Here is a 4,787-nt window from a genome sequence, read left to right as displayed (position 1 = left end):
CACTGAGGCTGCCGTAGACATCGAATGGAACGACCAACTGCGCCTGTACCGCCCAACAGCTGTCGCCGACTTCATGGTTGGCCGACAGGTAAAAACTGCTGTTGCGCCACAGCGGCTTGCTCCAGGTCAGGTTTACCAGGCGCGTGCGTGAGTCATCCGCTGCCTGCACATCAAAATAGCCGACACCCAGGCTGCCGAAATCACTGAGATTGAGGCTCAACGTTGCTTGCTGACTACGCTTGCTGAGGCTCGCGTAAGGGGTGTCGATCAGGCTCAGGTCCGCGTATTGATCACGGCGCTCCACCCGTTGGTACGACAGGCTGTAAAACGGGTTGCTGTATTGGTAACCCAAGCTCAATTGCTGGCCAGCCCTGCCGTCGTACTGGCTTTGGCTGATAGCGGTGTTGAGCACACCGAAGTTGCCCATTCGCAGGTTGCCACCCACCCCACCCAGGCTCAGGTCGTTGGAGGCTTCCGCATGGCTTTCCAGGGTGAATGCGTCAGACAGCCCATAGCGAAACGTACCGCTGACCAGTCCTGGGCCATAACCAAAATCACGCACGGTGTAATCGCGTCGCAGATTACCCGCCGCCACCGAAAAGTCCGAGAGGCCTTGTTGCAGCAGCGTACTGGTGACATAGAACGGTACCGTGGTCGACACCTGTCGGCCCAGGGCATCCGTGGTCACCACCACCGCTTCGCCCGCACCGTTGATAAACGGCACGTTGGTCAAGGTATAAGGACCGGGCTGCAGATCGGCACTGCTGGATTTATAACCGTTGATAAACAAGTCCACCGATGATGGCACCGCGGCCTCTCCGGCGAACTGCGGTAATGGGTAGGTGACCAGGTCCGGACGCACCGCAAAGTCCCGCGACACCTGCACCCCGCCCAGGCGCACCGACGTGCTCCAGGGCAGCGCGCCGCTGATCACATCCCCTGCCTCGTAGGTCAGCAGGCGTTCATCATCAGAAAACCGCCAGGTGGTGTCATACCGCCGATAACCATTGTCCAGGCTGCTACCAGCGGTCTCGCGGCCAATGGTGGTGCGGTACTGCCCGGTGTTGGACAGCGTGCCCCAGGTGTCGAACAGCCGCACCTCGTTGAAGATGCCGAGGTAGGTGCCCGCGTCATCGGTGTCGTTCAGGTAGGCGTCGTAGTTGAGCAACGCGCCAAAGCTGGTCAGCGCGGGCGTGCGCGGGTAGTTGCTGCGATTGCCGATAAACTGCTCTGGCAGCCAAGTGGGCGGTACCGTAAGCATTAGACGCTGGCCCTGGCTGTCGTAGTCGCTGTGCAGGCCCGGCAAGTTATCCAGCGCGACTTCGCTGCCGATGTCGGCGGGCAGTTTCATGCCCACCTCTTGCAGCACCGACGCGGGCAGGAACAGTTTCCCGGCACGCTGATTGACGGCGACCACGCGACCGGTGTCCCGCTGGTTGACCACCAATTCCAGGAACAACTGTGCATCGGCAACAGCCTCCATACTGCTCGGAGGGGGCGGCAACGGCGCAGCCATGCCCAGCGGCGCAAGCGCCAGGCCGGACAGACCACCCACCACCCACACCGTTCGCCATAGATATCGAGCCCGATCTTGGCTCACCAAGGCTTTGTGTCCATCAATGGACATCTCCATCCGTTAACTTCAGGGGCTGCTCCATGCCCTACCGCATTGTTCTACCGCCCCGGCGCGAGGCTCTCCAATTGCGTCGCACCATTGATTCGCACCTGCAGCGGCTGATCGGCAGGCAACCCGTCCGGCACTGGCCAGCGCATGGTCGCACCCGGCAACACGTAGCCCATCAAGCCCTCCACCAGCGGCCGTGGCTGGCCGCCCTGTTTGAATGTGGCGTCGGTCAAACGCGCGTGCACGGCGCCCTGGTTGCGCATTTCGATGTAGTTGCGGCCGCCCACCGTAACCTTTTTCCAACTCAAGTCCGGCTTGCCTGCACTCTTGGGGTCGCGATCACGGGTGCCGTCGACCTTGCTCCACAAACCCGGGCCATAGGCGAACAGCGGCACTGAATAACGCATCTGGAAGCGGATCGCGGCAGCGGTCTTGCCATCGGCAGGCGTCGCAATGGGCGTGGCCGAAGGGATTTCATCGATGATGATGCGGTAGGCCAGTTCCTGGCCTGGTGGCACCTCTTTGGTACGGGTCAGGCGCACCAGTTGCTTCTGCCCCGGCTCGATCTTCGCCACGGGCGGGCTGCCGATGACGTCGCGCTGGTTCTGGTACTGCTCGTCAAAGCCACTCTGGGTCCAGGCAAACACACGGATCTGCAGGTTGGCAGTCTCGGTGCCACGGTTCTCCAGCCACAGCGCGCTGGCCTGTTGATCGGCCTCCAGCACCGGATCAATCGGCCAGATCAACACCGAACTGGCCGCCTGCGCATTCCCAACCCCCACTGCCATCAAGCTGATAACACCCGCGATCCACCCTCGCCGGAAAGCTGCATACATAGATCCCACTCCTTCTGACGATCGCCTTACCACGACAGCTGCACCTGCAACGTGTCGCTGTACGTCCCCCCAGGCTGATTACCCGGTAACTGCACTCGCCCATAAATCGGCAAGGTAATGTTGTTGGCATTGCTGTAGGTCACGCTGACACTCTGGCTGATCCCCAGGCTCTGGCTGAAGGCCGCGTCCCGAAACAACTGATAAGCCACTTGGGCGGTGCCGCTATTGAGCTGCATCCGCCGACCGCTGTTGTTATGCAAACCGCCATCGACACTCATGCTCAGTGCCACTCCCGGCGTACATTGCAGGGTCACGCCACTGGTGAGCGCGACGGATGCCGTGCTGGTCGCCAGGGCTGAATACGTACCGAACGCCAAGTTGCCGTAATTCGAGCCTCCACCGACCACCAGGCACCCCGGGGTGATCGTCGCGCTGACCTGGAACGACTGGCTGGTCACCGCCAACAGCGACACCGGCATGCCCCAGCCGATACACACCGCCAACACCGCCCACCCTGCGCGGTTCATAACGCCTAGAAGGTCAGGGTCACGTTGACGATGTCGGTGTACGTACCGGCCGGCAAGCCTGCCTTACCATTGGCCTTGCCGTAGATATTCACGGCTTGGGCCACCCCCGTACTGGGTGCCAGGTTGATCACCCCACCGATCGCCAGCAGATTCGAGTGACCACTGTCGGTGTAGAGGTCGTAAGGCACGTAGTTCGCCACGCCGTCGTACAGCGCACGCCCACCACCGGTGGACTGACCATCGTGGGCACCGGCAGACACCGTCAATGTGGGGGAAGTACCTGCCGAACACAGGATCGACAATGCCCCGCCGCCACCGCCCAACACTTGACCGTCGGCCTCGGTGAACAGGCTATTGGCCGTACCGAAATTCAACGTACCGAAACTCATCCCGCCGGTAGCCGCCGCGCCATTGACTTGGCAACTGCTGGTCAACACCAGCGTCGCGGTGACCGTACCGGCCACGGTGGCCGCTTGCGCACCCGACACCCACACCAGCGCCATTAATGGAAAAACCGCTTTGGATACAAGTGCGTGCATGATGTTCATCCTCATGTTTACCAATCCAGAGTCACCGTCAGGGTGTCTGTGTAGATGCCGGCCGGTAAGGCCCTGGTATTCGCCACCACCGAGCCGAATACCGGGATCGGTACTTGTGCGCCCTTGGTCACAGCGAAATTGCGTTGTTGGCCGATGCTGTAGGCACTTTGCCCCAGCGGGTCAGCCGACAGCCGATACGGAATAGTCTGGCGGCCGTTGCTCAGCCGCCGCGTGGTGCCATCGCCATGGGCACCACCGTCAATGGTGACGGTAAAACTGCTGACCACCGACGGGTTGCAGGACACCGACAACGGTGCCTTGGCGTCGTCAGTCACGGCCGCGTCCAAAGGGTTGCTCCAGGTCGGGCCCTGGCTGCCGAAATCGAGCAATGCGGTGCCACCGGTGGGGCTGACCGGGGCACTCGCCACGCCTTTACTCACTTCGCAACTGGCGGTGATCACCAGGCGCGCATGAATCTGCCCACTGACAGCCGCTTGGGCGTCATCCGCCAGCAGCAACAAGCCGCACATCGCCACAAGGGCCCAGCTCCGGCTTACCATGTGACAGTGACCTTGAGCAGATCGGAATAGCGACCGACGGCGGGAATGGCCTTGAGCGGTTCGATACGGCCATACAGCGGCAAGTCGACGCTGCCGGAATCCGGCACGCGCCCACTTAGCGGCTCATTCACGGCCAAGGGGGTATGCCGCGCGGCGTCGGCGTACAAGCGATAAGGAATGGGTTCGGTCAAGGGGGCCGAAGTGGTGAGATAGCGCACTTCGCCGACGCCACCGTGCAAGCCACCATCCACGCGCACTTGGTAGGGTGTATCGGGGTTGCACTCCAGGCGCGGCTGACGCTGGCTGATCAGGGCCGCACTCAAAGGGCCGGCCGGGTCGTCCAGACGCGCGCCACGGCCAAAATCCAGCACGCCCAGCTGTTCGATACCGGCGCTGCGGGTGGTGCCCACCAATTGGCAGCCTCGCTGCACCTCGATGCGCACCTCCACTTGGAGCTGTGCACCGTAAACCGTACTGCCAAGCATCGCGCCCACGACTGCCAATACTGCCTGTCCCTTCACGGCCCCAATTCCTTGTACAGGGGTGACAACCTTGTATGAGGTTAGTCATTTAAAGAGAATCTGCCAGTCTGGGCCGCATTACCTCCGAGTCATGCCTTTTTGAGATCACTGCCCGCCGCCTTCTCTATTGGTCAAAACGCGGCTGCCCCCCTAAAGTAAGCGATCACTGAAACACAGAGC

Annotated in this window: 6 protein-coding genes; all 6 read right to left on the bottom strand. The window is 61.6% G+C overall.

All coding sequences use genetic code 11. From position 1 onward, the window contains the following. Positions 1 to 1,633 (bottom strand): fimbria/pilus outer membrane usher protein (locus ACRESD_RS14025; RefSeq protein WP_431751453.1); only part of this gene is annotated, 1,633 nt, incomplete at its 3' end. Positions 1,634 to 1,674: 41 nt separating this feature from the next. After that, a complete protein-coding gene (locus ACRESD_RS14020) occupies positions 1,675 to 2,460 on the bottom strand; it encodes a fimbrial biogenesis chaperone (protein WP_431751452.1) in 786 nt (261 codons plus the stop codon). Positions 2,461 to 2,486: 26 nt separating this feature from the next. Next, on the bottom strand, positions 2,487 to 2,987 hold the full coding sequence (locus tag ACRESD_RS14015) for a Csu type fimbrial protein (protein WP_431751451.1): 501 nt from the start codon (positions 2,985 to 2,987) through the stop codon (positions 2,487 to 2,489). 5 nt (positions 2,988 to 2,992) lie between these two features. Further along, positions 2,993 to 3,526, bottom strand: coding sequence for a Csu type fimbrial protein (locus ACRESD_RS14010; RefSeq protein WP_431751450.1), 534 nt, complete (start codon positions 3,524 to 3,526; stop codon positions 2,993 to 2,995). A gap of 17 nt (positions 3,527 to 3,543) precedes the next feature. Continuing rightward, complete coding sequence (locus tag ACRESD_RS14005) at positions 3,544 to 4,086, bottom strand: Csu type fimbrial protein (protein ID WP_431751449.1); 543 nt, start codon at positions 4,084 to 4,086, stop codon at positions 3,544 to 3,546. Continuing rightward, positions 4,080 to 4,607: a Csu type fimbrial protein gene (locus ACRESD_RS14000; RefSeq protein WP_431751448.1), complete on the bottom strand. Its 528-nt coding sequence runs from the start codon at positions 4,605 to 4,607 to the stop codon at positions 4,080 to 4,082. Before ACRESD_RS14000 ends, ACRESD_RS14005 begins: the two co-directional genes overlap by 7 nt. Positions 4,608 to 4,787: the final 180 nt, after the last annotated feature.

Source organism: Pseudomonas sp. (assembly GCF_050739995.1).
Lineage (GTDB): Bacteria > Pseudomonadota > Gammaproteobacteria > Pseudomonadales > Pseudomonadaceae > Aquipseudomonas.
Note: the sequence above shows the minus strand (reverse complement) of the source record. Positions and strands in the feature narration are given on the sequence as shown.

Excerpts from the sequence above, each read along its gene's own strand:
- ACRESD_RS14020 (WP_431751452.1), bottom strand. The coding sequence starts at position 2,460 with ATGTATGCAGCTTTCCGGCGAGGGTGGATCGCGGGTGTTATCAGCTTG.
- ACRESD_RS14015 (WP_431751451.1), bottom strand. The coding sequence starts at position 2,987 with ATGAACCGCGCAGGGTGGGCGGTGTTGGCGGTGTGTATCGGCTGGGGC.
- ACRESD_RS14010 (WP_431751450.1), bottom strand. The coding sequence starts at position 3,526 with ATGCACGCACTTGTATCCAAAGCGGTTTTTCCATTAATGGCGCTGGTG.
- ACRESD_RS14005 (WP_431751449.1), bottom strand. The coding sequence starts at position 4,086 with ATGGTAAGCCGGAGCTGGGCCCTTGTGGCGATGTGCGGCTTGTTGCTG.